Source organism: Sphingomonas sp. TDK1 (assembly GCF_001650735.1).
In the GTDB taxonomy this organism is placed as follows: Bacteria; Pseudomonadota; Alphaproteobacteria; order Sphingomonadales; family Sphingomonadaceae; genus Sphingomonas.
This window is the reverse complement of record NZ_LXVY01000048.1, coordinates 40,157-64,327: the sequence shown is the minus strand read 5'-3', so window position 1 is coordinate 64,327 and position 24,171 is coordinate 40,157. Positions and strand designations below refer to the sequence as shown.

Here is a 24,171-nt window from a genome sequence, read left to right as displayed (position 1 = left end):
CGTTGAAAATCGTCAGCTACAACGTCAACGGCATCAAGGCGCGTATCGATCGCCTGGTCGAATATCTCACCGAGCAGCAGCCGGACATCGTCTGCCTGCAGGAATTGAAGAGTTCCGACGACACGCTTCCCGTCGCGGCGATCGAGGCGGCTGGGTACGGTGCGGTGTGGCACGGCCAGAAGGGTTTCAACGGCGTCGCGATCCTCGCCAAGGGCCAGCAGCCGATCGAACGGCAGCGCGGCTTGGCGGGCGATCCCGAGGATGTGCATAGCCGCTATATCGAGGCGGAAGTCGGCGACCTGATCATCGGCGGTCTGTATCTGCCCAACGGCAACCCGCAGCCGGGCCCCAAGTTCGACTACAAGCTGCGTTGGATGGAGCGGCTCTACGATCGCGCGGCGCAGCTGCTCGCGGAGGAGCGCCCGACGATTCTGGCGGGAGATTTCAACGTCATTCCCAATGACGACGACACCTTCTCCGTCCGCGCCATGGCGGAGGACGCGCTGATGCAGCCGGAATCGCGCGAGCGGTACCGGATGCTGCTCGCGCAGGGCTGGACCGACGCCTTGCGCACGCGCTTTCCCAAAGGCGGGGTCTGGACCTTTTGGGACTACCAGGCCGGGGCCTGGCAGCGCGACGCGGGCTTCCGCATCGATCATCTCCTGCTCAGCCCGCAAGCGGCGGATCGCTTTACCGGCGCCGGCGTCGACAAGGAATATCGCGGTCGGGAAAAGGCCAGCGATCACGCGCCGACCTGGGTAACGCTGCGCTGACTCGGCGCAGCCCGTTACCTTCTCTAACGTAGCAAGCGAAGTGGTGTCATGCGCCAAGCTTTGGCGTAACTTGCTGTGTTGTGGCGTTATTACACTTCAATGAAATTTGCTAAGTATTTGATTTTGCAATTTAAGTGAAACTGGCACGCGTCCTGCAAAGACTTGGATACCGGCGGAAACGAAGGAGCGTCGGATCCCAAAGTCCACAGGAGCCTGACATGACCACGTATCGCACGCGCAAATTTCTAGGCTTGATCCCTGTCGCTGCGGTGCTCGCGACGACGCTGGTCGCGGCTGCCCCTGCCCAAGCGGCGGCCGACCCGGAAGCTACGCCGACCCCCGCCGCGAAGAAGGATTTCCGGTCGCTCGACCGTAGGGCGCGCGGCTTGATCTGGTGCATCGAGCGCAAGGCGGAAGACGGTACCGACAAGAAGACCAAGCAGTGCAAAACCCGCGAAGCCTGGATCCGCGAGGGCAACGATCCCCTCCGCGAATACTGATCGCCCACAACCACCTCTGACATTTCACCAAGCCTGCCAACCCCCGCATCGCGTGCGGCGGAACGATCCCGCACGCCTTTTTCAGGAGAAGAGACATGACCAAGTTCGCTCGTACCGCTCGTATCGGCGCCACCCTGTTCGGCGCTTGCGCCCTGGTCGCTGTCGCCGCCGTGCCGGCCAGCGCCGCTTCGGACAAGGAAAAGCGCGTTGAAAGCGCCGCCAAGATGGAATCCGGGTCGGTCCGGGTGTGCGTTCAGTCCGAGGCCCCGACCGGCAGCCGCATCGCACCGCCGCGCAAGTGCAAGACCCGCGATCAGTGGATCAAGGAAACCGGCGTCGATCCGCTGGCAACCCGCTGAAGACACGGCCGGCAGCGGGCGGAACGGCCGCCCGCTGCCCTGGCCTGGATCACAGCGACTTCTGGTAGATCAGATATTCGCGGTTGATCTTGCTTTCGATCGCATCGGCGATGGCGATCATCCCCTGGTTATCGTCCAGAATCCAGCCGATCTCTCCCCGGCTCGCGCCGTAGTTGGCGACCGACGCGCGGCGGATATATTCGATCATCATGAAGGCTAGCTGGCTCGCCATGCGCGAGCTTTGCAGGCGCTTCACCACGCCCATCAACGGCACCCGCATCGTGCGCGCCTTCGGGCGTCGCAGCCAGAGCAGCAGCTTCGCCCAGCCGAACGGCAGCAGCGATCCCTTGAGCGGCTTCAGCGGCTCGTTGAGGTCGGGCAGGGTGACCATGAAGGCCACCGGCTCGCCATCATATTCCGCGATGCGGATCAGGTCGTTGAACACCAACGGCTTCAGCTTCTTGCCGACATCGTCGATCTCGGGCTGGGTGAGTGGCACGAAGCCCCAGTTGTCGCCCCAGGCATCGTTGAGGATGGCGAGGATGATCGCCGCTTCCTCAGCGAACTTTGCCTTGTTCACCTCGCGGACGCGGATGCGGGCGTTCTTCTCGCCGGCGGCGACGATGCGCTGCACGATCGGCGGGAACTCCTTGCTGATGTCCAGCTCATAAGTGACGATCTTCTTTGCCGGGCCATAGCCCTGTGCCTCGATCCAGCCCTGGTAGCGCGCCGGATGATGGCCCATCAGAACGGTCGGCGAATGGTCATGGCCCTTCACCAGCAGGCCTGGCTCTTCCCAGATCGACAGGCTCACCGGCCCCAGCGCCTTGGTCATGCCCTTGGCGCGCAGCCAGTCCTCGGCCTGGGCGATCACGGCGGCGGCGACGTCCTGGTCCTCGGCCTCGAACAGTCCCCAGAAGCCGGTGCCGGGGCCGAAGCCCTGCTCGGGCGGCATCTGCAGCGCAAGCGTGTCGATATGCGCCGAGATGCGGCCGACGACCTTGCCGCCGCGTTCCGCGAGGAACAGCTGACCCTCCGCATGGCTGAACCAGCCATTCTTCTTCGGGCTGATCGTCGCCGCCACTTCCTCGCGGAGCGGCGCGACCCAGTGCGGATCATCGCCGTTCAGGCGGTAGGCGAGTTCAATGAAAGCCTTGGTATCCGCCTTGCCCGAAACGGGCCGGACCCTGAGATCGGCGCTTGCCACGTGCAGTATCCCCAGAAAAACTTGATGTGGCGCAATGCAGTCTTGCGTCGGGAGGCGCCTGTCAAGCTATACGCGGCAGTGCAGCGACGTGCCCTTTCCGGGCCCTGTAATGCCACCTTGTAGCCACTATCTAAGGCCAATGGCACTACCCATGACCCAATCGCTAGCCTTCGATCATCCGGACGCGCCGGACGCCGAAATCTCGGCGACGATCGCGCGCATCCGGCTCTCGGGCGTTCCCGACGACCGGGCGATGCTGCGCGCCGCCGCGGAACTGACCCGCGACCTCCACACGCCGAACAAGGCGCTTTACTGGGCAGACTGCTTCCTCTCGGCGGCAATCGGCTATGCCGGCATGGCGACGGCGATGTTCGCGGCGTCGCCCTGGGTGGCGGTGATCGGCGGCGTAATCGCGGTGCTCGCGCTGTATCGTGCGGAGCTTTTCATCCACGAGATCACCCATCTCAAGCATTCGCTGCTGCCCGGCTTCCGCACGGCGTGGAATGCCTTCGTCGGGGTGCCGCTGCTGCTGCCCTCGTTCATGTACGAAGGCATCCACACGATCCATCACGCCCGCACCCGCTACGGCACCGATCAGGATCCCGAGTATCTGCCGCTCGCGCTGATGAAGCCGTGGACGCTGCCGCTCTTCCTGCTCGTCTCGGTGCTGATGCCGATCGGCTTGCTGCTCCGCTTCGCGGTGCTCACCCCGCTGTCGCTCTTTTCCGCGAAGCTGCGGCGGCTGGTGGTCGCGCGCTATTCGGGCCTGCAGATCAACCCGTCGTTCGAGCGTCGCATGCCCGAAGGCGAGTTTCGCCGGCAGTGGTTCTGGCAGGAACTGGGCGCCAGCCTGTTTGCCATCACGCTGATCGGCATCACGGTCGCGGGGATCCTCCCGCTGCGTGCCTTCCTCGCCTATGTTGCGATCGTCGCCTGCTCGGCGGTGATCAACCAGGTCCGTACCCTGGTCGCGCACCTGTGGGAGAATGAGGGCGAGCCGCTGACCGTGACGGCGCAGTATCTCGACAGCGTCAATGTCCCGGAGCCGGGCTTCCTACCCTATCTGTGGGCGCCGGTCGGCCTGCGCTATCACGCGCTGCACCACCTGCTGCCGGCAGTGCCCTACCATTCGCTGGGCGAGGCGCATCGCCGCCTGCTAGCCGCGCTCTCCGCGGACTCGGTGTATCACAAGGCCAATTACCCGACCTTGTCGGGGCTGGTGGTGAAGCTGGCGCAGGGCACGATGCGCCAGCGCTGATCGCACTCGACGCGGATAGAATGGGGCCGGGCACCAGGGTTGCGCCGGCCCTTTTCTTTTGCGCGCCTTGCGCAGTGTCGCGACGCCGTTAGGCTCTCCGGCCAAGCGGCGGGAGAGGAAGATGCGGGCGATTTTTGGCATGGCTGCGCTGGCCGGTCTGTTTATGGCGGTGTGTCCGGCGGCGGCGCAGACGCGGTGGCCGAATGGAGCCAAGGCGGCGGTGGTCCTCACCTATGACGATGCCCTGGCCTCCCAGCTGGACCACGTCGTTCCCGAGCTGGATGCAGCCGGGCTGAAGGGCACCTTCTTCCTGGCCAATGTCCATGCGGAGCATGTCGAACGCTGGCGCGCCGTCGCAAAGCAAGGGCATGAACTGGCGAACCACACCATCTTCCATCCCTGCACCAAGGCCAGCTTTCCTGCCGATCCGCGCTATGTGAGCGAAGCCTATACGTCGGCGAGCATGATCCGGGAGATCGCCCAGCAGGAGGTGCTGCTGCGTTCGCTGGACGGCAAGCAGCGTCACGGTTTCGCGACGCCCTGCGGACAGAGTCTGGCGGGTGGGCAGGACTATCTGGAGGATCTGCGCAAGGCGGGGATCGTGACCTATGTCCGCGGCGTCGTCGACACGCCTGCGGACGCGCGTGCCAATGTCGCGCAGGCGGATCCCATGCATATTCCTTCCCGCGGCTTCGGGGAGGGGGCCACCGCGGCGAAGATGATCGCCTATGTTCGGGAGGCGGAGCAAGGTGGCGGCTGGGCCGTCTTCCTGTTCCACGGCGTCGGCGGCGACTATCTGACGGTGCCGGACGCGGAGCACCGCGCATTCGTCCGCTGGCTGGCGGAGCATCGCAAGGACGTGTGGGTAACGACGCTGCAGGGCGCGCTCGACTGGGCCAAGGCGCATCCGTGATCGGCGCTAGGGCCGCTCGCCCGGTTTCAGGCCAAGCGCCGACCAGGGGATGACCGCCCAGTCGGGCGCGTCGCAGGCGCGCTGTACGCGGGCGAAATAGGCGCCGAGCCAGAGGCCCTTCTCGGACAGCGCCCACCCGGGGAAGTCCCACACGTCCGGGTCGGAATAATCGCAGCCGTCGTCATCTCCCTCGGCCGGCTTCAGCATCTCCTGGGGATGATAGCGCTTCAACAGCGCTACCACGCCGGGCGCGAAGCGCTTGCCGCGATAGCTGTACCAGGCGTCGCTCTCTTCCGCCGGGACCGGCCCGGTGCCGAAACGCAGCAGATCGTCGAGCTTGAGGATGCGGCCGGTTCGCATGTCGAAGCTGTAGCCGGTCGTGCCGAAGTCCGGATGCGCCGCGCCGGCGCAGCTCCAGCTTGCATTCCAAACATAGCTGACATGGCGCGTGCCCAGCCAGGGCCGCTTGGCCTCCGCGGTGTCGGTACCGGGGCCGCCTTCATAGCCCGTGCAGGCGAACCAAGCCGACACGTCCTGCCACTGGTTGCGGGCGAGCGCATGGTTCACCGCGGTCAGCGCCGGCGCGGGATACCCGCTTTCGATCCGGAACAGGCGGATGCCGGACAGGGGCTCGCGGTACCAGCGGATCGTCTTGCCGTTGATCGTCTCCGTCTGCTGCGCGGTGAACTGGAGGCCGGCAAGGTGCCAGCGCTCATAGACGCTCAGCTTGGGCGGCAGGTCCGCCGGAAGTTTCTCGGGCGCGCCGGCCGGGCGCAGGCTGACCGGCAGGCGCTGCGCCTTGGCCGTGGTCAGCGTGCCGCTGAGCGTCGCGCCGCTGCGGGTAAGATGCAGCTTGTCCCCGGTTACCCGGGACTCGAGGTCGAGCGTCTGTCCACGGATTCTGCCGGAGAGATCGATGTCTAGCCGCGAGCGCAGGTAGAAATACTGGCCCGATGCGTCGGCCTTGTCCACGGCAAGCGTCATCACGACGCGCGCCGTGCCGACGATGCCCTCGTAAAGCTGCTCCGGGGCTGCACGCGCACTCGAAGGAGCCAAGGCCAGGGCGGTGGCGGCAAGGAGGCGGGCGCTGGATGGGTGCATCAAGAGTGGCCTCAGGCGGTTGTCGCTGCCTGGATAGCCTATTCTTCGGTCCGCAGCAGCACCGCTTCGCCGATCATCAGGAACAGCAGGAACGGCGCCCAGGCGGCGAGGAAGGGCGGGTAGGCGCCCAGATTGCCCATCGCCAGCGCGAAATTGTCCGCCACAAAGTAGAGGAAGCCTAACGCCATCCCGATCACGACGCGGACGAACAGCTTGCCGGAGCGGGCGAGGCCGAACGCCGAAACCGCGCCCAGCAGCGGCATCAGGAACGCGGACAGCGGGCCGGACAGCTTGTGCCACAGCGAGCCTTCCAGTGCCTTGGTCGGGCGCCCTGCGGCCTTCAGTTCCCCGATCGCGACGCTCAGGTCCGCGAAGGAATTGGAGTCGGGATCGACATGGGCGAGGGTGAACTGGTCCGGCCGCACACCCTGGGCGATGACGGTGTCGCCGATCGGGGACAGGGTGCCGCTGGCAATGTCGAAGCGCTTCACTCCATCGACCCGCCAGGCGTCCCCGGCGCGCACGCCGTGCTTGGCGCTCAGGATCGCGGTCAGCGAACCCTTTTCGCGCTGGTAGACGGTGATGTCATAGAGCTGGGCGGCCTCGCCCTTGCCCTTGATCTGCTGGACGTTGATAAGGTTGCCGTTCGCCTGCACCCACACATTGGCGCGATCGCCTCGGTCGATGGGCAGGGGCGCGAACTCCACCTTCTTCCACTGTTCCAGCGTTGCCGTCGCGCGGCTGACGATCCGGTCGTTGAATGTGAAGGACAGGCCCGCGACGACGAGGCCGGAAAGCATCAGGGGCGCCAGCACCTGGTGCGCGGAAAGCCCGCCGGATTTCAGCGCGATGATTTCGCTGTTCTGGTTCAGCTGCGCGAGCGTGAAGATCGCGCCGCCCAGCACCGAATAGGGCAGGAAGGTGGAAATGATCTGCGGCACGCGCAGCGTCACGTAGCGCAGGATTTCCGCATTGCCGTTTCCGGGATGGGCGAGAATCGCCGCGCTCTCGGTCAGCAGGTCCAGCGAGGTGAGCACCAGCACCAAGGCGCCGAGCAGCGCGAAGGTGCGCAGCACGAACAGCCGCGCCATGTAGAGCGAGATGGTGGGCGAGGGGAACAGTCCGCGCAGGCTCATCGTGCGGCCTCCGCTGCACGGCGGCGGCGCCGGCGGCTACCCGGCATCAGGCGCCCGATCAGCTTGCCGATCTTGGCGAAGACGCGTTCCAGCGCGCCGATCGGCTGCCCGCCGGGCACATAGGCGACGGTGTAGTACATCCAGAAGGTCAGCCCCGCGAAGATCGAGAAGGGCACCCATAGCGCGATGATCGGGTCGATCAGCCCCAGGCTGCCCACGCCCTGCGCATATTCGTTGATCTTGTGATAGGTCACGATCATCAGGATCGACAGGAACACGCCGAGCATCGAGGTGGAGCGCTTGGGCGGAATCGCCAGGGCGACGGCCAGCATCGGCAGCAGGAACATCGTCGTCACTTCCGCCATGCGATAGTGGAAGGCCGATCGGCTCGTCTCGCGGTCGATCTCGGGCGCCGAGCGGTTGCGGCCGATCACCGCCAGCTCGGGCAGCGTCCGCTCGATGTTGCTGTCGCCGCGCTTGCGGAACTGCTCGTACTTGGGGAGCGGGATCGGCAGGTTGTGCGAGGTGAACGTCAGCACGCGCGGCACCGGCGAACTCTTGTCCTTGTGGACCAGCGTGCCGTTCGACAGGCGGAAGATGATCGTGTCCGGATCGTCCGACCGGAGGAACTGGCCCTTCTGTGCGGTAACGGCCAACGGGGTGCCGTCGGCCGATTTCATCTCCACGAAGATCCCGCGCAGGTCGCGCCCTTCGTCCTGGCTCGATTCGATGCGCAGCGTCATCTTCGAGCCGAAATTGGTAAACTCGCCGACCTTGATCGAAGCGCCCAGCGCCCCCGAGCGCAGTTCGAAGCGGAGCTGCTCATAATTGTAGCGCGAGGTTGGCTGCACGAATCCGACGATCGCGAAGTTCACCGCCGCGAGCACGATCGCATACATATACGGCACCCGCAGCAACCGGGTGTAGCTGACGCCGACGGCGCGCAGCACGTCAAGCTCCGACGTGGTCGCGAGGCGGCGGAATGCGAGCAGCACGCCCAGCATCAGGCCGATGGGAATGCCCAGGCCCAGATATTCGGGCAGCAGGTTGGCGAGCATGCGCCAGACCACGCTCACAGGACCGCCTTCGGTCGCGACGAACTCGAACAGCCGCAGCATGCGATCGAGCACCAGCAGCATCGCGGAGATGATCAGGGTCGAGATCAGCGGCACCGCGATCAGCCGCGCCATGTAGCGATCGATCGAATTCATGCTGTCGCTGAACGTCCTTAGAGCTTTGATCCTTGCGCCTACGAAACGGTAAACGGGCGGAAACGATCCGGTCGCGTATAGCCGTGCTGAACGCCGATGCCACCCGGAAAGTGTCATCCGGGTAACGGCTTTTCTGGCAAGGACACCGCCGGGGGTGACGGAATCGCGGCGAACGTATATGGCCCCGCGATGCATTTCCTCGATCAAGCCAAGATTTTCGTCCGCTCCGGCGCGGGCGGACCCGGTGCCGTCAGCTTCCGGCGCGAAAAGTTCATCGAATATGGCGGTCCCGACGGCGGCAACGGCGGCAAGGGCGGCGATATCATCTTCGAGGCGGTCGCGGGCCTGAATACGCTGATCGACTTCCGCTACACCCAGCATTTCCGCGCCCCGCGCGGCAGCGGCGGGTCGGGCTCGAACCGTACCGGCGCAGGCGGCGAAGACCTGGTGATCAAGGTGCCGATCGGCACCCAGATCCTGGCCGACGACGACGAGCGCACGCTGCTGGCCGACCTCACCAAGGAAGGCCAGCGCGTCGTCTTCCTGCGTGGCGGCGACGGCGGCCGTGGGAATGCAACCTACAAGACCTCGACCAACCGCGCGCCCCGCCAGCACGGCACCGGCTGGCCGAGCGAGGAAGCCTGGGTATGGCTGCGGCTGAAGCTGCTTGCCGATGCGGGCCTGGTCGGGCTGCCCAATGCCGGCAAGTCGACCTTTATCAATGCGGTGACCAACGCCCAGGCCAAGGTGGGCGAGTATGCCTTCACCACCACGCGACCGCAGCTGGGCGTGGTGCGCCACAAGCAGCGCGAGTTCGTGATCGCCGACATCCCCGGCCTGATCGAAGGCGCGGCCGATGGTGCCGGCATCGGCGATCGCTTTCTCGGCCATATCGAGCGCTGCCGCGTGCTGCTCCACCTGATCGACGCGAACGACGAAGACGTCGCGACCAGTTATCGCATCGTGCGCGACGAATTGGAGGCCTATGGCGGGGGCCTTTCGGAGAAGCCGGTCGTGATCGCGCTCAACAAGATCGACACGCTTGACGATGAATTGATCGCTGCGTTGTCGGCCGAGCTGGAAGAAGCGAGCGGGGCGCAAGTCATTCCGTTGTCCGGTGCCGCGGGCACCGGTGTTGACTGGGTGCTCGACCAGTTGCTTGAGGTCATCGGCCCGAATGAGAACCGTGCGGCCGAAGAAACCTTCGAAGATGGTGAAGAACCGGTGGAATGGTCGCCGGTCTGACGCATTTCTAGGGCATCGATCCGCCTCTGATTTCTTTCGGGAGAGATGCGGATGGGTGCCTTCGGTTGGTTGCGTGGGCTGTTTGGTGCGAAGACGCAGGCGGTTAGCACCGCCGCCCCGCCCCGAATCACCACGCTTGCCGAGCGTTCCGCCGAAGCGCGTGCGAGCTTCTGGTCGGCGCTGGGACCGGCCAGCGATCGAATCCTGTCCTCCGCGCCGGCCGGATCGCTCTGGCCAGGCGGGCACGAGGCCTATCGGCTGATCCACCGGGGCAACGCGATCCTGCTGGCCACCGACGGTCTTTCCGACCCCCTCGATGAAAGCGCGAGCACCAACGGCTTCGAGATAGAACTGTTCGTCGAGGGGCCGGGCGAAGGCGCGCCTGCGCAGGTGGCGGGTGATGGCTGGATGCTGGAGGTGCTGCGGCGAGTCGCGGTCATCGTCGCGGAAGAGCAGGGCATCCTGCGCCCACTCGATCGCCATGGCCCGATCCCGCTGGAGTTGACCAATGTCTCGAGCTCGGCCGCGATCGCGGCGCGGCTGCCCTCCCATTTCCTCACGGCGGACGATGTTCTGGGGGTGATGATCGGCGGGCCGGAGCCGGACTTTGCGACGCGGATCGAGGACATGCCGCTCTCTCCGGTACGCGTGGTACCGGTGGTGCTGCTCACCGCTGCGGAACTGGGCGAGATCCGCGCTGGGGACAGCGACACGCGCGACGCGGTGATCGCGCGGCTGCAGGCGACGGGCGTCGGCCATTGCAGCGACCTGCAGCGCGAATCGATCGTCTGATCTGCTTGGCATATGCCGAACCGCACCGCTAAGAGCGCCGGCATGACTGCGCTCGCACGCTCTGCCGACGCCATCGGTTTCAGCCCCTCGACCTGCGGCCGGCTGGTCGTGAAGGTGGGATCGTCGCTGCTTGTCGACCCGGAAGGGCAGATCCGCCGCGACTGGCTGGCCGCGCTCGCCGCCGATCTCGGATCCCGTGCACGCGAGGGGCAGCAGCTTGTCATCGTATCATCGGGCGCGATCGCGCTCGGCGCGCGACGGCTGAAGCTACCCAAGGGCGGCCGCGCGAGCCTGGAGGATGCCCAGGCAGCCGCTGCTACCGGCCAGATCGCGCTTTCCAGCATCTGGGCGGAGCTGCTCCACGACCAGGGCATGACCGCGGCGCAGATGCTGGTGACACTCGACGATCTCGAGGACCGCCGGCGCTATCTTAACGTCTCGGCGACGCTTGATCGGCTACTGCGTCTGGGCGTGGTGCCGGTGATCAACGAGAATGACTCCGTTGCCACCGAGGAGATCCGGTTCGGTGACAATGATCGCCTTGCCGCCCGGGTGGCAAGCGCCGCCAATGCCGACGGCGTGGTGCTGCTGTCGGACGTGGACGGCCTCTACACCGCCAATCCCAACACCAATCCCGATGCACAGCTGATCCAAACCGTCGACATCATCGACGAGCGAATCGAGGCCATGGCCGATCGTGGATCGACTTCGGGCATGGGTTCGGGCGGCATGGTCTCGAAGATCGAGGCAGCGCGGATCGCGACCAGTGCAGGCGCGCATCTCGCCATCGCCGATGGCCGCGTGGAGCATCCGCTGGCGCGTCTGGCGGCGACGCGGCGGGGCACGTTGTTCTTCGGCCAGAAGGGTGGGGCGGCACGCAAGGCATGGCTGCGTGGTGGACTGACCGCCAAGGGTGCGATTCATATCGACGAAGGGGCGGCACAGGCCCTGCGCGAGGGGCGCAGTCTGCTCGCGGCAGGTGCGATTCGCGTCGAGGGCCGGTTCGCACGTGGCGACCTGGTCGTCGTGGTGGGACCCGAGGGCAAGCATCTGGCGCGCGGATTGGCGGAATATGGCCATGTCGACGCCTCGCGCATCGTCGGGCGGCGGAGCGAGGAGCTGGTCGAGATCCTCGGTTATGCTCCCCGTTCGGCGCTCGTCCACCGTAGCCACATGGCGCTGCTGTGAGTGTGTTCGCCGTTACCGGCGGCACGGGCTTCGTAGGGTCGCGGCTGATCGATCTGGCGTTGGAAGCGGGGCATCAGGTTCGCGCACTTACCCGGCGCGAGCAACCGCCGCGCGACGGCGTAACCTGGATCCGCGGTGACCTCGACGCGACCGCCGCGCTGGAGGCGCTTTGCACGGGTGCAGACGCGGTGATCCACGTCGCCGGCGTGGTGAACGCCCCCGACCGGGACGGATTTGCGCAGGGCAACATCGCCGGCACGTCCAACATGCTCGCCGCGACCAAGCATGCCGGCGTGCGCCGATATGTTCATGTCTCCTCGCTCGCGAGCCGGGAGCCGGAGCTTTCGGCCTATGGTTGGTCGAAGGGGGAGGCGGACAAGCTGGTCCGTGCTTCCGAGCTCGATTGGACGATCGTGCGGCCGCCGGCGATCTACGGGCCGGGCGACATGGAGATGCTGGAGCTGTTCCGCGTCGCGCGATTCGGCCTGGCATTGCTGCCGCCGGGCGGTCGGATCTCGGTCATCGAAGTGAGCGACCTCGGCCGGCTGCTGCTCGCACTCGCGGCGGCGGACCGGTTCCCCGGCGAGATCGATCCCGACGATGGTCGTGCCGGCGGCTGGAGCCATCCCGAGTTCGCGCACGCGATCGGGCTGGCGGTCGGCCGCCGGGTGCTGGCGCTGTCGCTGCCCAAGGCGGTGCTGATGGCCGGTGCGCGGGTCGACCGGCTGTTGCGCGGCAAGCGGGCCAAGCTGACGCCCGACCGCGTATCCTATTTCTGTCACCCGGACTGGGTGAGCGACCCGGCGTACCGTGCACCCGCCAATTTGTGGAGGTCGCAAGTGGACACCGAGGCGGGGCTGGCCGAAACCGCGCGGTGGTACCGGTCCAAGGGGGTGCTCTAGCTGCGGACAGAGACTTCCCTTTCGGGCACTGCCCCGCGATGGGCCCGGTTTCGCCGCATTCGCTTGGCACCTGCGACCGATCACACTAAGGACCGGCCGCATGACTGACCGTGCAGAAATCTTCGACATCGTCGCCGCGCAGATCGAACCCTTCAACAAGAAGGGCGTCGCGCTTTCGGACACCACCACCTTCGCCGGCGATCTCGAATGGGACAGCCTGACGGTGATGGATTTCGTCGCCGCGATCGAGGACGAGTTCGACATCGTCATCACCATGAACATGCAGGCCGAGATCGAGAATGTCGGCCAGCTGGTCGACGCCGTGCAGAAGCTCAAGGGCTGACCGCCATGACCGACCTGATGAGCAAGTTCGACGGCCTGATCGCCGAGCGGCAGGCGCTGCTCGACAGCGGCGTGATCGATCCGTTCGCGATCGTGATGGAGCAGGTCAAGTCGCCGACCGAGGCGGTGATCAAGGGCAAGGACACCATCCTGCTCGGCACCTACAACTACATGGGCATGACGTTCGATCCGGACGTGATCCAGGCCGGCAAGGATGCGCTCGACCAGTTCGGTTCGGGCACCAATGGCAGCCGCATGCTCAACGGGACCTTCCGCGACCATATGGAAGTCGAGCAGGCGCTGCGCGACTTCTACGGCGTGTCCGGCGCGATCGTGTTCTCCACCGGCTACATGGCCAATCTGGGCATGATCTCGACGCTGGCGGGCAAGGGCGAGTACATCATCCTCGACGCCGACAGCCACGCCTCGATCTATGACGGCTGCAAGCAGGGCAATGCGGAGATCGTCCGGTTCCGCCACAATGACGTCGCCGATCTCGACAAGCGCCTGGGCCGCTTGCCGGCCGAGGCCGGCAAGCTGGTGGTGCTGGAGGGCGTCTATTCGATGCTCGGCGACATCGCCCCGCTCAAGGAAATGGTCGCCGTCGCCAAGAAGCACGGCGCGATGGTGCTGGTCGACGAAGCGCATTCGATGGGCTTTTTCGGCCCCAACGGCCGCGGCGTGTACGAGGACCAGGGGCTGGAGGCGGACGTCGATTTCGTTGTCGGCACCTTCTCCAAGTCGGTCGGCACGGTCGGCGGCTTCTGCATCTCGAACCACCCGAAGTTCGAGGCGATCCGGCTCGCCTGCCGCGCCTATATCTTCACCGCGTCGCTGCCGCCCAGCGTGGTGGCGACCGCGGCCACCTCGATCCGCAAGCTGGCGACCGCGCACGCGAAGCGTGCCCGGCTGTGGGAGAACGCCCGCGCATTGCACGGCGGCCTCACCGAGATGGGCTTCAAGCTCGGAACCTCGACGCCGGAAAGCGCGATCGTCGCCGTGATCCTGGAGGACCAGGAGCAGGCGGTGGTGATGTGGCAGGCGCTGCTGGAGAACGGCCTGTACGTCAACATGGCACGGCCGCCGGCGACTCCGGCGGGCACCTTCCTGCTGCGCTGCTCGCTCTGCGCGGAGCATCGCCCCGAGCAGATCGAGCGGGTGCTGGGTATGTTCCGCGCGGCCGGCCAGGCTGTCGGGGTGATCGCCTAACCGGTCTTTCCACTTTCGTTCCAAACGCCTAGAGTCGGGCCCGGATGAGCGAAGCGATCCCGTCTCTGGAGCGTTCGGTTCACGCGAAGAACTGGCGCCTGCTGTTGCTGGGCGCGCTGGCGGTGGCCGGCGTGCTTGTGCTCGGCGCGCTGATCCTGATCCAGCAGCGGACCGATCTGGAGCGCGATCGCGCCATCGCGCTTCGCCAGCACAGCTTCGACGTGATCTTGCGCGCCAACCAGGTCTCCGGCCGTATCGCCGCAGCGGAGGCCGCGCTTGGCCGCTATGTGGTGAGCGCGGACCGCAATCTTGGCCAGCAATATGCCGAGCAATGGCGGCAGGCGGGCGAGCAGCTGCAGAAGCTGCGCCAGCTCACCGCCGACAATCGCGAGCAACGAGGCGAGATTCGCAGCCTGCTGCAGGCCTTCGCGCAACGCGGCCGAGAACTGGACGAAACCGCGCTCTACACCACCTACAAGCGCGACCGTGACGCCTGGGGCGCCTATTATCAGGTACGCGAGAGCGGTGCGCGCAAGCAGCTGGAAGCGATTCTGGAAAGGATCGTCGAGCAGGAGCGCGGTCTTCTCGAGGACCGCACCAGCGCCGCAGCCCAGTTGATCGAAAACAGCAGCTACGCCTCGCGCGTGCTGAGCGGATTCGGTCTGGTCATTGCGCTGGGCGCGGTGGTGCTGGGCTGGCTGGCGATCGAGGCGCAGGGCGACCGCGCGCTCGCCGATGCGGACGCAGCCTGGGAGCGGGAGCGCGCCGGGCAGCTGCGTGAGGCCGTTGCCGCCGCCACCGCCCAGCTGCGCGAGGAAGCCCGCGAGCGCGAAGGCGCGGAAGCCAAGCTGCGTCAGGCGCAGAAAATGGATGCGGTTGGTCAGCTTACCGGCGGTATCGCGCATGATTTCAACAATATGCTGGCGGTTGTTCTGGGTGGTGTCGAACTAGCCCGGCGCCAGATCGATAGCGATCCGAAGGAGGCCGCGCGGCACCTCGACAATGCGATGGAGGGTGCCCATCGCGCCGCCGCACTCACCCGTCAGCTGCTGGCCTTCTCCCGCTCCGAGTCGCTCGCGCCCGAGCCGGTGGACGCCGGTACGCTGATCCGCGGCATGCGCGACCTGCTCGATCGCACGCTGGGCGACGCCATTCGCGTAGAGGCGCAGGATCGCGGCATGGGCTGGCGGATCTGGGTGGATCGGCACCAGCTGGAAAATGCGGTCCTCAATCTGGCGGTGAATGCGCGCGATGCGATGAACGGGCGTGGCACGCTGGTCATTACCACCGGCGAGTCGCGCCTCTCCGCCAATGAGGTGGGGCATTGTGCGGCGGGCGATTACGTGTCGGTCGCGGTGCGCGATACCGGCTGCGGCATGACGCCCGAGGTGCTGGAACGCGTGTTCGAGCCCTTCTTCACCACCAAGCCGGTGGGCAAGGGGACGGGCCTTGGCCTGAGCCAGATCTTCGGCTTCGTGCGCCAGTCGGGCGGCGGCATCGCGATCGAGACGGCTCCCGATGCCGGGACGACGGTGACGCTGTACCTGCCGCGCTATCGCGGCGCGATGGTCGGCGCATCGACTGCGCCGGTGACGGTCGAAGCGACCGAGGAGAAGGCGGGCGAGACCTACGACATCCTCGTCGTGGAGGACGATCCGCGCGTGCTGGCGGCCACGCTTGCCGCACTGCAGGAACTTGGGCACCGCGCCGTGGGCTGTGCCGATCCGCTCGCGGCACCCGCCGCGATCGATGCGATGGCGGCGCTCGACCTGATCATGACCGATGTCCTGATGCCCGGGCAGACGGGACCGGAGATGATCGCCGCCGTCGAAGCCCAGTTGCGTGGTGCCGCGGTATTGTTCGTGACGGGCTTTACCGGCGAGGCAAGCCCTGAGAAGCTTCGCGATCGACCGGTACTGCGCAAGCCCTTCACCGTAGCGGCGCTTTCCCGTGCGGTGCGCGAGGCGGTGACGAGCGGGTCGCGTCGGGTGGCGCAGGCAGCGGAATAGGGCAGCCGGTTGCGCGATTGGCGCGTTCCCGCTAAGCCGCAGCCATTCGCAAGGACCCGGTGAAATTCCGGGTGGCTATTCCGGCCGCCGATCCGCCGGACAACAACACGCACTGTCCCTCATGCGCCGCTTGGGCGCCACGTGCCTTGTTGTGGATTTTCAATGATCTTCGATTTTTCTGCTTACCTTCGCCAATGGCGTACGGACGGCACCGCCGCGCATCGCGACGTGCTCGCCGGTATCGTTGTGGCGCTCGCCCTTATCCCGGAAGCGATCGGCTTTTCTGTCATCGCCGGCGTGGATCCGCGGGTGGGGCTCTATGCTTCGGTCGCCATCGCCATGACGATCGCGCTCATCGGCGGGCGGCCCGGCATGATCTCTGCCGCCACCGCCGCAGTCGCGGTGCTGATCGGCCCGCTGGTGCGGGAACATGGCGTGCAATATCTCTTCGCCGCGACAATCCTGATGGGCCTGATTCAGATCCTGGCCGGCCTGTTGCGCGTGCATCTGGTGATGCAGTTCGTCTCGCGCTCGGTTATCACCGGCTTCGTCAATGCCCTCGCCATCCTCATCTTCCTGGCGCAGCTGCCGCAGCTGCTCCATGTCGGCTGGCAGACCTATGCCATGGTCGTCGGCGGGCTGGCGGTCATCTACGGCTTTCCCCGGCTGACCAGGGCTATCCCGTCACCGCTGGTCGCGATCCTGGTGCTGAGTGCGATCAGCATCGGCATGGGCCTGCCGGTCCACACCGTGGGGGACATGGGGAAGCTGCCCGAAGGCTTGCCCAGCCTCGCCCTGCCGCAGGTCCCGCTGACGCTGGAGACGCTGCGGATCATTCTCCCGTACGCCCTTACCATGGCCGCGGTCGGTCTGCTCGAATCGCTCCTGACGGCCCAGATCGTCGATGACATGACCGATACGGAGAGCGACAAGCGCCAGGAATGCGCGGGGCAGGGCGGGGCGAACATCGTCGCTGCGCTGTTCGGCGGCATGGGCGGCTGCGCGATGATCGGCCAGTCGGTGATCAACGTCACCTCGGGTGGCCGCAGCCGGCTGTCCACTTTCGTCGCCGGAGCCTTTCTGCTGTTCCTGCTTGCGGTGCTCGGCCCCTGGGTCGGCCGAGTGCCCATGCCCGCGCTGGTGGCGGTGATGATCATGGTGTCGATCGGCACGTTCAGCTGGAACTCCATCGCCAATCTGCGCCGGCACCCGCCGGCCTCTTCACTGGTGATGCTCACCACCGTCGCCGTCGTCGTCGCGACCCGCGACCTCTCCATGGGCGTGCTGGCGGGGGTGCTGCTCTCCGGCATCTTTTTCGCCGGCAAGGTGCAGCGGATGTTCGCGGTGGAACGGATCGACGGGACGGACGGAACTTCAGCCACCTATCGGGTGCGCGGCGAGATCTTCTTCGCCTCGGTCGAGCGGTTTACGGCGGCGTTCCAGGCCGAACGCAGCGCCCGGCACATCCGCATCGACGTTACCGCCGCGCACTTCTGGGATATTTCCGGCGTCGCTGCGCTCGACAAGATCGTCGCCCGATTGCGTCGGGAGGGCCGGAGCGTCGACGTCGTTGGGGCCAATCATGCCAGTGCCGACCTGATCGATCGCTTCGCCCTGCACGACAAGACCGGCGTCGAGCTGGGTGTGGTGCCGCACTAGACGCGCGTGCAGGGGCGGGCGCTCAGCCGCTCGCCTCGATCCGCTCGCGCAGCATCGCCGCTGCAAGCTCCCGCGCCTTGTCCCGTGGGAGCCCCAGCGCACGGGCCATGGGGGCACCCAGCAGGGCATCGCCCAGTGCCATCAACGTCAGCTGCAGTGTTTCCTCGCGCAGGGGCGTTCGTGCGTCCTGCCCTTCGCTGATCCGGTCGACCAGACGGTGGATCGCTTCCAGAATCGGGTCCAGGGCATCCTGGTTGCCGGTGAGGATCATCCAGCTGGCCAGCGCGCCGGCGCCTTCGCGCCCGAACGCGTCGAACGTCATGTCGACGACTTCGCGCAGATTATGGTCGCCGCTGCGCGCGCGCAGCACGGCCTCGCCCACCTTCGCCGTCACGGAGTCGGCGATGCTGGCTGCGAGTGCCTTCTGCAGCCCGGCCGCCGATCCGAAATGGTGCAGGAGATTGGCGTGGGTACGCCCGATGCGCGCGGCGACCGCCTTCAGGGTCACCGCTTGGGGACCGTCTTCGATCAGCAGCGCGCGCGCGGCCTCCAGGGCGGCGTCGCGCGATTCTTCCGGGGAGAGGCGCCGGCGCACCACCTTGCTCGTCAACGGTTGGGCCTTGTGTCCATTCGATGACGGCTTAGTCGAGCTTTCGGGCGGGGGGAAGCGGCCTCCCCGGGGGCAGTCCCGAGGAGGCACGAAGACCGATCACGCCGCCAAGCGCGGTTCCGATCCGGGATTGCAGTCGTCGGCGTCCAGCTCCCGCTCGAAGCGGGCGCAGGCGACTTCGCAGTTGCGGCCCTTGGACCACATCGGCTCGACGCGGCCGGTGGATCGGAAGCCGAGCTTACGCAGCACGCGGCCGGAGGCGGGATTGTCGACGAAGTGGCCGGAGGTCACGCGGCGGATGCCGGCCGCGCGTGCTGCCGCCAGCACGCCGCGCCCTGCTTCGGTCGCATAGCCCTTGCCCCAGGCTGCGGGCGTGAACCAGTAGCCGAGCTCATGCGCTTCGTCCCCGGCCGGATCGATCCCGATGCAGCCGACCAGTGCCACGGCGCCCGCCTGATGCTCGAACGCCAGGAAGCGTGTCTCGGTCCAATGCGAGAGGAAGGTTTCGGCCGCTTCGATCGAATAGGGCCAGGGCGCGCGCGACAGGTTGCGCACGACGGCCTCATGGTCGATCGCCCGGGCAAGGGCAGGGGCGTCCTCGGGCCAGCCGGGACGTAACGTCAATCTCTGGGTCCGCACGAACATGACCACTCTCCTCGGTCCTGCGGCTTCTCTGCGCATGCCGATATGGCATCGCTGTTTCGCCGCGGTGTCAGGGGAGCAATAAAAAAGGGAGACCGGGGCGACCCGTCTCCCTTTTCGCGTTGGTTCATCCGAACCCGGGTCGCCCTGGTGGGCAACCCGTACGGTCGCCCGATGTTACTCGGCCGCCTCGGCAATCATGTCTACGGAGCAGAACTTGCGACCAAGCTTGCCTTCCTTGAACGACACGCGGCCTTCGACGAGCGCGAAAAGGGTATGGTCCTTGCCCATGCCCACGTTCACACCCGGGTAAAATTTGGTGCCGCGCTGACGCACGAGGATGTTGCCGGCGAGAACCGTCTCGCCGCCGAACTTCTTCACGCCAAGACGGCGGCCAGCAGAGTCGCGACCGTTGCGGGACGAGCCGCCTGCCTTCTTATGTGCCATTGTCTATACTCCTCGTGTCTCGTCAGTCGCTTACTTGGCCGCGCCGATAGCAGTGATCTTGAGGATCGTATGCTGCTGGCGATGGCCGTTCTTGCGGCGATAGTTGTGACGACGACGCTTCTTGAAGACGATGACCTTCTCGCCCTTCGCCTGCGCGACGATTTCGGCAGAAACGGTCAGGCCGTCGGTAGCCTTCAGCTCGCCGCCTTCGCCGGCCAGCAGGACGTCGCCCAGCGTCACCGACGAACCGGCTTCGCCGTCGAGCTTCTCGACGACGATCTTGTCTCCTGCGGCAACGCGATACTGCTTGCCGCCCGTGCGCACGATAGCGAACATCGGTCTCTTCTCTGGTTCAAATGCATGTGCCCGCCAAGGTTGCACCTCGGCAGGAGGAAGGGCGCAGCTATGCGATGGGGGCGGGATTGTCAACCGTTCGGCAAGACGAAACTGCGATTTTCCGAGTCACCGCGCCTTAATGGCGATGATTCGGTTTCAGCCGATACCGTCCCGCGTCGAAGCTGTCGAAAAGCCCGCTGATTCCGGGATGGTCGACCGGCTCGTCGCTATCGTCCGCCACCAGATTCTGCTGGCTTACATAGGCGATATAGGTCGAATCGGCGTTCTCGGCGAGCAGATGGTAGAAGGGTTGATCCTTGGCCGGCCGCATGTCGACCGGGATCGAATCATACCATTCGTCGGTGTTCGCGAAGACCGGGTCGACGTCGAAGATCACGCCCCGAAAATCGAGGAGGCGGTGCCGCACAACGTCACCGATGGCGAAGCGCGCGCTGGCGATCGGGGGCATCGGGGTGCCGGAGTCGATGGAAAGAAGCGAACCACTGGTTTCTGACATGCGAACCAATCTAGGGTCGCGCAGGTGCCACGGCAACGGTGGAGGTGGTACGCGTTCCCGTTCCGGGAAGCATCGGTGGGCGCTGCGGCGGCTCCCGTGTAGCCAAAAAACTTGGAAAAGCCTGCTTGCGGCCCTCAAAACTTTGCGCTAGTGGCCGCGCCTCACAGCGACCGGTACGCAGACAGGGGCTTCCCCAAAGGTGCGTATCCTCCCATGCGGAGAGGTGCCGGAGTGGTCGATCGGGGCGGTCTCGAAAACCGTTGTGCGGGTAACCGTACCGAGGGTTCGAATCCCTCCCTCTCCGCCATTGGGCGTTCCTGACGGATCAGGACAGGCCGCGCGGCGGCGTTCCAGGACATCGAGATAAGGAGCATCGGCGGGGCCGCGGCTCCCCCGCGCCGAGCGCCGTTTCCAGTGGCGCGGCCGGGGCATCGACATGGTTACCCGGCGCCAGCCTTGGCGCGTGCCCGGAAGGCGTGGAGCAGCGGTTCGGTGTAGCCGCTCGGCTGGGAAACCCCCTCGAACACCAGCGCCCGGGCCGCCTGAAGAGCGAGGCTGCCCTTCGGATCGGTTGCCATCGGCCGATATAGCGGATCGCCGTCATTCTGCGCGTCGACCTTCGCGGCCATGCGCAGCAGCGCCGCATCTACCTGCGCCGGATCGACCACACCATGCAGCAGCCAGTTGGCGAGGTGCTGGCTGGAGATTCGCAGTGTAGCGCGGTCCTCCATCAGGCCGACATCGTGAATGTCGGGAACCTTCGAGCAGCCGACACCCTGATCGACCCAGCGCACAACATAGCCAAGAATGCCCTGGGCATTGTTGTCGATCTCCTCGCGGATCGCATCTTCCGACCAGTTCTGGCCTTGGGCCAGCGGAATAGTCAGCAAGGCGTCCAGCGATGCGATCGGTTCGCGTGCGCGCTCGGCCTGGCGGGCGAACACGTCGACCTGATGGTAATGGGTGGCGTGCAGCGTCGCCGCGGTGGGGGAGGGCACCCACGCCGTGGTTGCGCCGGATTGAGGATGGCCGATCTTCTGGGCGAGCATGTCGGCCATGCGATCGGGCATCGCCCACATCCCCTTGCCGATCTGCGCCTTGCCCGAAAGCCCGCAGGCGAGCCCGATCTGGACGTTGCGATTCTCATAGGCCTGGATCCAGGCGCTGGTCTTCATGTCGCCCTTGCGGAGCATGGCGCCGGCCTGCATCGACGTGTGGATCTCGTCGCCGGTACGATCCAGGAAGCCGGTGTTGATGAAGACGATGCGATCCTTCACCGCCGCGATGCAGGCCGCCAGATTGGCGCTGGTGCGGCGTTCCTCGTCCATCACGCCGATCTTGAGCGTGTGGCGGCTAAGGCCCAGCATGTCTTCGATCGCGTCGAACAGCTCGTTTGCGAACGCCGCCTCGTCCGGCCCATGCATCTTCGGCTTGACGATGTAGATGGAGCCCGTCCTGCTGTTGCGCAGCGGTCCGGTGCCCTTCAGGTCGTGCAGCGCGATCGCGGCGGAGACGATGCCGTCCAGAATGCCTTCCGGCGCCGGTGTCCCATCGGCCAGCAATACCGCAGGCGTCGTCATCAGATGGCCGACATTGCGGACCAGCAGCAGCGACCGCCCAGGCAGCGTGAAGCGCGTGCCGTCGGGTGCGACATAGGCGCGATCGGGCGCGAGCCGCCGAGTCTGCGAAGCGCCGCCCTTGTCGAACGTCGCTTCCAGGTCGCCGCGCATCAGCCCCAGCCAATTGGCGTACGCCTCCACCTTGTCTTGGGCGTCGACCGCCGCGACCGAGTCCTCGAAGTCACAGATGGTCGAAAGCGCGGATTCGAGCAGGACATCGGCGATGCCGGCGGGGTCCGACCGGCCGATCGGGTGCGTCGGGTCTATCACCACTTCGATGTGCAGCCCGTTGTGGACGAACAGCAAATTGTCCCCGGCATGGCCCACCAGCTGTGCCGGATCTGCGAGCGCCAGCGCGATTCCGTCCCAATCGGCCCAGCGCCCCATGGCGAGCGGAACCGCCTGGTCGAGAAAGGCCTTTGCCCAGCCGATCACCCGCGCGCCGCGTGCGGGGTCATAGCCGGGGCTCGCCGCTTTCCCTGGAATCGCATCCGTGCCGTACAGGGCGTCGTACAGACTGCCCCAGCGTGCATTGGCCGCGTTTAGCAGGAAACGGGCGTTCAGCACCGGCACGACCAGCTGCGGACCTGCCATGGTCGCAAGCTCCGCATCGACATTGCCGGGGGCGACGTGGAAGGCGCCAGGCTCCGGTGCGAGATAGCCGACCTCGCGCAGGAACGCCGCATAGGCCATGGAATCATGCGGCTGGCCGGCGCGCGCGCGGTGCCAGTCGTCAATCGCCACCTGGAGCGCATCGCGCCGATCCAGCAGCGCCCGGTTGCGCGGGGCGAGCCGCCCGAACACATCGGCCATCCCCGTCCAGAAGACCTCGGCGCCGAGGCCTGTGCCGGGCAGTACCCGATCCTCGACGAAGGTCGCGAGGCTCGCTGCAACCTGAAGGCCTGCCTTTTCGCGATAGTCGACCATGGCGCATCCTCTTCGCTACGTCGGTCTGGAGTCCGGGGGATAGTAGCGCATCGACGTGCATGCCGGTAGAAGGAAACAATTCACAACACCTGTTCCGCAGGGTTTAAAATGTTTGATCCCGACTATGATCTGTTCCTCGATATTGTCGGCGCGGAGTCGATATCCGCCGCGGCGCGCCAGCGCGGACTCTCGCCGCCCGCATTGTCGAAGCGTCTGGCGCGGCTGGAGCAGCGGCTGGGGACGCGGCTGCTCCAGCGGACCACCCGCCGGCTGGTGTTGACGTCGGCCGGTCGGGAACTGCTCGAGACGCTGTCACCGATCCGCTTCGCGCTTGCGGCCGCCGAAGGGCGGATCGCCGGCCGTCACGCGCTGGTCCGCGGACCCTTGCGCGTGACGGCGCCGACGTCGTTCGGGCGCATGCACGTAGTGCCTACCCTCCCCACGTTTCTGGCAGCGTACCCGGACGTCGACCTGTCAATCGACCTGTCGGACAGTTTCGTGGATCTGCTGGGCGGCGGCTATGACGTGGCGATCCGCATCGCGGCAAATGCGGGGGCCGGGCTGGTCGGCCATCGCCTTGGCACCAGCCGGCGCGTTCTGTGCGCTTCCCCTGCCTATCTTGTGGCGCATGGCGAACCGCGAACCCTGGCGGAGCTGGCGCAGCACCGGCTTCTCGCCACCGACAGCCAGTTGCCCTGGCAGCTGGACGGACCGGACGGACCGGTCAGCCACCAGGGGCAGCGAGTCGTCGGGACCAATTCGAGCGAAGTGGTGCGCGAACTCGCCATCGCGGGCTGCGGGATCGCACTGCGGTCGCTCTGGGACGTATCGCAGGCACTCGCGGACGGTGTGTTGCGGCGGGTGCTGCCCGATTATGCAGGCTCGGAAGGGATCGGTGTCTTTGCGGTCCACGCGCCGGATCCTCCCGCACGCGTGTCGGCGCTGGTGGAGCATCTGCGGCGCACGATCATGCTGCCGCCGTGAGGCATCGGCTTTTTACGATCGGGGAGGAGATGGTGGACACACTTGGGCTCGAACCAAGGACCCGCTGATTAAGAGTCAGCTGCTCTACCAACTGAGCTATGTGTCCATACCGGAAGGCGTTTCGGCAGAAGGAAGGTGGTGGACACACTTGGGCTCGAACCAAGGACCCGCTGATTAAGAGTCAGCTGCTCTACCAACTGAGCTATGTGTCCATCCGGCTTCTGCATGGCGCCCTTGGTGGGGCACCGCCGCTTCGGAGGCGCGCCTTTAGCGTCGCATCTCGCG

General features: G+C 66.1%; 24 protein-coding genes, 3 tRNA genes and 1 other annotated feature. Of the genes, 15 read left to right on the top strand and 12 right to left on the bottom strand.

What is annotated here, in order from left to right; all coding sequences use genetic code 11:
• The first annotated feature begins 2 nt into the window (after positions 1-2).
• From xth to A7X12_RS23205, 3 genes are all read left to right on the top strand, one after another.
• Entirely contained in the window at positions 3-773 is a 771-nt protein-coding gene (gene xth / locus A7X12_RS23215; protein ID WP_064313814.1) for an exodeoxyribonuclease III, read from the top strand.
• Between the two features lie 218 nt (positions 774-991).
• Positions 992-1,273: a hypothetical protein gene (locus A7X12_RS23210; RefSeq protein WP_064313813.1), complete on the top strand. Its 282-nt coding sequence runs from the start codon at positions 992-994 to the stop codon at positions 1,271-1,273.
• Positions 1,274-1,368: 95 nt separating this feature from the next.
• The gene (locus A7X12_RS23205; RefSeq protein WP_064313812.1) at positions 1,369-1,632 is read left to right on the top strand and encodes a hypothetical protein; all 264 of its coding nucleotides are present in this window, start codon (positions 1,369-1,371) and stop codon (positions 1,630-1,632) included.
• Positions 1,633-1,681: 49 nt separating this feature from the next.
• Here the strand turns inward: A7X12_RS23205 and A7X12_RS23200 are convergent, their stop codons facing one another.
• Positions 1,682-2,839: a hypothetical protein gene (locus A7X12_RS23200; RefSeq protein WP_064313811.1), complete on the bottom strand. Its 1,158-nt coding sequence runs from the start codon at positions 2,837-2,839 to the stop codon at positions 1,682-1,684.
• A gap of 151 nt (positions 2,840-2,990) precedes the next feature.
• Here A7X12_RS23200 and A7X12_RS23195 point away from each other — a divergent pair, with 151 nt between their 5' ends.
• Together A7X12_RS23195 and A7X12_RS23190 are read left to right on the top strand one after the other, a co-directional pair.
• Positions 2,991-4,097 (top strand): fatty acid desaturase family protein, encoded by a 1,107-nt coding sequence (locus A7X12_RS23195; protein WP_064313810.1) that lies wholly within the window; start codon positions 2,991-2,993, stop codon positions 4,095-4,097.
• A 121-nt stretch (positions 4,098-4,218) separates the two neighbouring features.
• A complete protein-coding gene (locus tag A7X12_RS23190; RefSeq protein ID WP_064313809.1) occupies positions 4,219-5,010 on the top strand; it encodes a polysaccharide deacetylase family protein in 792 nt (263 codons plus the stop codon).
• 6 nt (positions 5,011-5,016) lie between these two features.
• Here the strand turns inward: A7X12_RS23190 and A7X12_RS23185 are convergent, their stop codons facing one another.
• From A7X12_RS23185 to lptF, 3 genes are read right to left on the bottom strand one after another with little or no spacing between them, the layout of a single operon-like run.
• A complete protein-coding gene (locus tag A7X12_RS23185) occupies positions 5,017-6,111 on the bottom strand; it encodes a hypothetical protein (protein WP_157105702.1) in 1,095 nt (364 codons plus the stop codon).
• 38 nt (positions 6,112-6,149) lie between these two features.
• Positions 6,150-7,247, bottom strand: a complete 1,098-nt coding sequence (gene lptG / locus A7X12_RS23180) for an LPS export ABC transporter permease LptG (protein WP_064313807.1) — start codon at positions 7,245-7,247, stop codon at positions 6,150-6,152.
• On the bottom strand, positions 7,244-8,458 hold the full coding sequence (lptF, locus tag A7X12_RS23175) for an LPS export ABC transporter permease LptF (protein WP_198162158.1): 1,215 nt from the start codon (positions 8,456-8,458) through the stop codon (positions 7,244-7,246). The genes lptG and lptF overlap by 4 nt, the downstream gene beginning before the upstream one ends.
• Positions 8,459-8,647: 189 nt before the next feature.
• Here lptF and obgE point away from each other — a divergent pair, with 189 nt between their 5' ends.
• The 8 genes from obgE to A7X12_RS23135 all read left to right on the top strand — a co-directional run bounded on the left by obgE (position 8,648) and on the right by A7X12_RS23135 (position 17,804).
• The gene (gene obgE, locus A7X12_RS23170) at positions 8,648-9,703 is read left to right on the top strand and encodes a GTPase ObgE (protein WP_064313806.1); all 1,056 of its coding nucleotides are present in this window, start codon (positions 8,648-8,650) and stop codon (positions 9,701-9,703) included.
• A 51-nt stretch (positions 9,704-9,754) separates the two neighbouring features.
• Complete coding sequence (locus A7X12_RS23165; RefSeq protein WP_064313805.1) at positions 9,755-10,495, top strand: suppressor of fused domain protein; 741 nt, start codon at positions 9,755-9,757, stop codon at positions 10,493-10,495.
• Between the two features lie 42 nt (positions 10,496-10,537).
• The gene (proB, locus tag A7X12_RS23160) at positions 10,538-11,683 is read left to right on the top strand and encodes a glutamate 5-kinase (RefSeq protein ID WP_064314099.1); all 1,146 of its coding nucleotides are present in this window, start codon (positions 10,538-10,540) and stop codon (positions 11,681-11,683) included.
• Positions 11,680-12,585 (top strand): NAD-dependent epimerase/dehydratase family protein, encoded by a 906-nt coding sequence (locus A7X12_RS23155; protein WP_064313804.1) that lies wholly within the window; start codon positions 11,680-11,682, stop codon positions 12,583-12,585. The genes proB and A7X12_RS23155 overlap by 4 nt, the downstream gene beginning before the upstream one ends.
• Positions 12,586-12,685: 100 nt before the next feature.
• Positions 12,686-12,928: an acyl carrier protein gene (locus A7X12_RS23150; RefSeq protein WP_010545906.1), complete on the top strand. Its 243-nt coding sequence runs from the start codon at positions 12,686-12,688 to the stop codon at positions 12,926-12,928.
• A gap of 5 nt (positions 12,929-12,933) precedes the next feature.
• Positions 12,934-14,136, top strand: a complete 1,203-nt coding sequence (gene spt / locus A7X12_RS23145; protein ID WP_084445998.1) for a serine palmitoyltransferase — start codon at positions 12,934-12,936, stop codon at positions 14,134-14,136.
• A 44-nt stretch (positions 14,137-14,180) separates the two neighbouring features.
• On the top strand, positions 14,181-16,145 hold the full coding sequence (locus A7X12_RS23140) for an ATP-binding protein (RefSeq protein ID WP_064313803.1): 1,965 nt from the start codon (positions 14,181-14,183) through the stop codon (positions 16,143-16,145).
• A gap of 49 nt (positions 16,146-16,194) precedes the next feature.
• Positions 16,195-16,250: a sequence feature (sul1 is cis-regulatory element that is thought to sense ions involved in sulfur or methionine metabolism; They are found in Alphaproteobacteria), on the top strand.
• Between the two features lie 57 nt (positions 16,251-16,307).
• Positions 16,308-17,804 carry a SulP family inorganic anion transporter gene (locus tag A7X12_RS23135; protein ID WP_064313802.1) on the top strand — a complete coding sequence of 499 codons (1,497 nt, stop codon included), beginning with the start codon at positions 16,308-16,310 and terminating at the stop codon, positions 17,802-17,804.
• A gap of 22 nt (positions 17,805-17,826) precedes the next feature.
• Here A7X12_RS23135 and A7X12_RS23130 read toward each other — a convergent pair whose 3' ends face one another.
• From A7X12_RS23130 to hspQ, 5 genes are all read right to left on the bottom strand, one after another.
• Positions 17,827-18,414, bottom strand: a complete 588-nt coding sequence (locus tag A7X12_RS23130; RefSeq protein WP_232318663.1) for a TetR/AcrR family transcriptional regulator — start codon at positions 18,412-18,414, stop codon at positions 17,827-17,829.
• Positions 18,415-18,513: 99 nt separating this feature from the next.
• Positions 18,514-19,059: a GNAT family N-acetyltransferase gene (locus A7X12_RS23125; RefSeq protein WP_064313801.1), complete on the bottom strand. Its 546-nt coding sequence runs from the start codon at positions 19,057-19,059 to the stop codon at positions 18,514-18,516.
• A gap of 174 nt (positions 19,060-19,233) precedes the next feature.
• Positions 19,234-19,503 (bottom strand): 50S ribosomal protein L27, encoded by a 270-nt coding sequence (gene rpmA, locus A7X12_RS23120; RefSeq protein ID WP_064313800.1) that lies wholly within the window; start codon positions 19,501-19,503, stop codon positions 19,234-19,236.
• Between the two features lie 30 nt (positions 19,504-19,533).
• The gene (gene rplU / locus A7X12_RS23115) at positions 19,534-19,839 is read right to left on the bottom strand and encodes a 50S ribosomal protein L21 (protein ID WP_064313799.1); all 306 of its coding nucleotides are present in this window, start codon (positions 19,837-19,839) and stop codon (positions 19,534-19,536) included.
• Positions 19,840-19,975: 136 nt separating this feature from the next.
• On the bottom strand, positions 19,976-20,356 hold the full coding sequence (hspQ, locus tag A7X12_RS23110; RefSeq protein ID WP_064313798.1) for a heat shock protein HspQ: 381 nt from the start codon (positions 20,354-20,356) through the stop codon (positions 19,976-19,978).
• A gap of 217 nt (positions 20,357-20,573) precedes the next feature.
• Between hspQ and A7X12_RS23105 the strand changes: the two genes are divergently transcribed.
• Positions 20,574-20,663: transfer RNA gene (locus A7X12_RS23105), tRNA-Ser, on the top strand.
• Positions 20,664-20,796: 133 nt separating this feature from the next.
• On the opposite strand, the gene A7X12_RS23100 is transcribed toward A7X12_RS23105, so the two are convergent.
• Positions 20,797-22,902, bottom strand: a complete 2,106-nt coding sequence (locus A7X12_RS23100; protein WP_064313797.1) for a malate synthase G — start codon at positions 22,900-22,902, stop codon at positions 20,797-20,799.
• A 108-nt stretch (positions 22,903-23,010) separates the two neighbouring features.
• On the opposite strand from A7X12_RS23100, the gene A7X12_RS23095 reads away from it, so the two are divergent.
• A complete protein-coding gene (locus A7X12_RS23095; RefSeq protein ID WP_064313796.1) occupies positions 23,011-23,886 on the top strand; it encodes a LysR family transcriptional regulator in 876 nt (291 codons plus the stop codon).
• A gap of 30 nt (positions 23,887-23,916) precedes the next feature.
• Here A7X12_RS23095 and A7X12_RS23090 read toward each other — a convergent pair.
• Together A7X12_RS23090 and A7X12_RS23085 are read right to left on the bottom strand one after the other, a co-directional pair.
• Positions 23,917-23,992 (bottom strand) — tRNA-Lys (locus A7X12_RS23090).
• Between the two features lie 30 nt (positions 23,993-24,022).
• Positions 24,023-24,098 (bottom strand) — tRNA-Lys (locus A7X12_RS23085).
• Positions 24,099-24,171: the final 73 nt, after the last annotated feature.

Excerpts from the sequence above, each read along its gene's own strand:
- A7X12_RS23125 (WP_064313801.1), bottom strand. The coding sequence starts at position 19,059 with ATGTTCGTGCGGACCCAGAGATTGACGTTACGTCCCGGCTGGCCCGAG.
- lptG (WP_064313807.1), bottom strand. The coding sequence starts at position 7,247 with ATGAGCCTGCGCGGACTGTTCCCCTCGCCCACCATCTCGCTCTACATG.
- A7X12_RS23205 (WP_064313812.1), top strand. The coding sequence starts at position 1,369 with ATGACCAAGTTCGCTCGTACCGCTCGTATCGGCGCCACCCTGTTCGGC.
- A7X12_RS23100 (WP_064313797.1), bottom strand. The coding sequence starts at position 22,902 with ATGGTCGACTATCGCGAAAAGGCAGGCCTTCAGGTTGCAGCGAGCCTC.
- A7X12_RS23135 (WP_064313802.1), top strand. The coding sequence starts at position 16,308 with ATGATCTTCGATTTTTCTGCTTACCTTCGCCAATGGCGTACGGACGGC.
- A7X12_RS23190 (WP_064313809.1), top strand. The coding sequence starts at position 4,219 with ATGCGGGCGATTTTTGGCATGGCTGCGCTGGCCGGTCTGTTTATGGCG.
- A7X12_RS23095 (WP_064313796.1), top strand. The coding sequence starts at position 23,011 with ATGTTTGATCCCGACTATGATCTGTTCCTCGATATTGTCGGCGCGGAG.
- A7X12_RS23210 (WP_064313813.1), top strand. The coding sequence starts at position 992 with ATGACCACGTATCGCACGCGCAAATTTCTAGGCTTGATCCCTGTCGCT.
- proB (WP_064314099.1), top strand. The coding sequence starts at position 10,538 with ATGACTGCGCTCGCACGCTCTGCCGACGCCATCGGTTTCAGCCCCTCG.
- hspQ (WP_064313798.1), bottom strand. The coding sequence starts at position 20,356 with ATGTCAGAAACCAGTGGTTCGCTTCTTTCCATCGACTCCGGCACCCCG.
- rplU (WP_064313799.1), bottom strand. The coding sequence starts at position 19,839 with ATGTTCGCTATCGTGCGCACGGGCGGCAAGCAGTATCGCGTTGCCGCA.
- spt (WP_084445998.1), top strand. The coding sequence starts at position 12,934 with ATGACCGACCTGATGAGCAAGTTCGACGGCCTGATCGCCGAGCGGCAG.
- A7X12_RS23165 (WP_064313805.1), top strand. The coding sequence starts at position 9,755 with ATGGGTGCCTTCGGTTGGTTGCGTGGGCTGTTTGGTGCGAAGACGCAG.
- lptF (WP_198162158.1), bottom strand. The coding sequence starts at position 8,458 with ATGAATTCGATCGATCGCTACATGGCGCGGCTGATCGCGGTGCCGCTG.
- A7X12_RS23150 (WP_010545906.1), top strand. The coding sequence starts at position 12,686 with ATGACTGACCGTGCAGAAATCTTCGACATCGTCGCCGCGCAGATCGAA.
- A7X12_RS23195 (WP_064313810.1), top strand. The coding sequence starts at position 2,991 with ATGACCCAATCGCTAGCCTTCGATCATCCGGACGCGCCGGACGCCGAA.
- A7X12_RS23140 (WP_064313803.1), top strand. The coding sequence starts at position 14,181 with ATGAGCGAAGCGATCCCGTCTCTGGAGCGTTCGGTTCACGCGAAGAAC.
- obgE (WP_064313806.1), top strand. The coding sequence starts at position 8,648 with ATGCATTTCCTCGATCAAGCCAAGATTTTCGTCCGCTCCGGCGCGGGC.
- rpmA (WP_064313800.1), bottom strand. The coding sequence starts at position 19,503 with ATGGCACATAAGAAGGCAGGCGGCTCGTCCCGCAACGGTCGCGACTCT.
- A7X12_RS23185 (WP_157105702.1), bottom strand. The coding sequence starts at position 6,111 with ATGCACCCATCCAGCGCCCGCCTCCTTGCCGCCACCGCCCTGGCCTTG.